The organism is Mesorhizobium sp. M2A.F.Ca.ET.039.01.1.1 (genome assembly GCF_003998035.1).
Classification (GTDB): Bacteria; Pseudomonadota; Alphaproteobacteria; order Rhizobiales; family Rhizobiaceae; genus Mesorhizobium.
Window position 1 is genome coordinate 1 of sequence record NZ_RZRY01001367.1, and the last position, 777, is coordinate 777.

At 66.4% G+C, this 777-nt stretch carries 1 protein-coding gene; it reads left to right on the forward strand.

Annotated elements, in window-relative coordinates; genetic code table 11:
• On the forward strand, nucleotides 1-777 hold a 777-nt coding region (locus EOA24_RS39905; RefSeq protein WP_127410921.1), incomplete at both ends, for an EamA family transporter.

Sequence of the window (777 nt, forward strand, 5' to 3'; positions counted from 1 at the left end):
TCCTACACCTTCATCAAGATCGGCGTCGAGACGATCCCGCCTGTCACCTTCATCGCCGCTCGGACCATGATCGCCGGGGCCATTCTGCTCAGCGTCATCCGCTGGCGCGGCCTTGCCATGCCTGCCGACGCGGCAATGTGGCGCCGGTTCGCTTTCCAGGCCTGCCTCAACAGCGTCGTGCCCTTCACCCTGATCGCCGCCGCCGAACGATCGGTGGATGCCGGTCTTGCCACCATCCTCAACGCGACATCGCCTATCTTCACCTTCCTGCTGACGGCCTTGATCACGCGCCATGAGCCCGTCACGGCGCGCAAGCTCGTCGGCGTCGGGGCTGGCATCGTCGGCATCTGCCTCATCATCGGCACCGAGGCGCTTGGCGGGCTTGGCCGTCAAATGTGGGCGCAGCTTGCGATCGTCATCGCGACGGTCTCCTATGCCGGCGCGGCGATCTTCGGCCGCGGCTTCAAGGGCTTCGATCCGATGATACCCGCCGCGGGTTCGATGCTTTGCGGCGCGGTGATGCTTGTGCCGCTCAGCCTGATCGTCGACCGGCCATGGACGCTTGCGCCGTCGGCGGCTTCGATCCTGGCCCTGCTCGGCCTGTCGGTCTTCTCGACGGCGCTGGCCTTCGTCATCTATTTTCGCCTGATCCATACGCTGGGCTCGGTCGGCACCACCTCGCAGGCCTATCTGCGCGTGCCGATCGGCGTCGGCATCGGCGCCGTCTTCCTGGGCGAAAGCCTGGGGCCGGCCGCCTGGGTCGGCATGGGTTTTGTC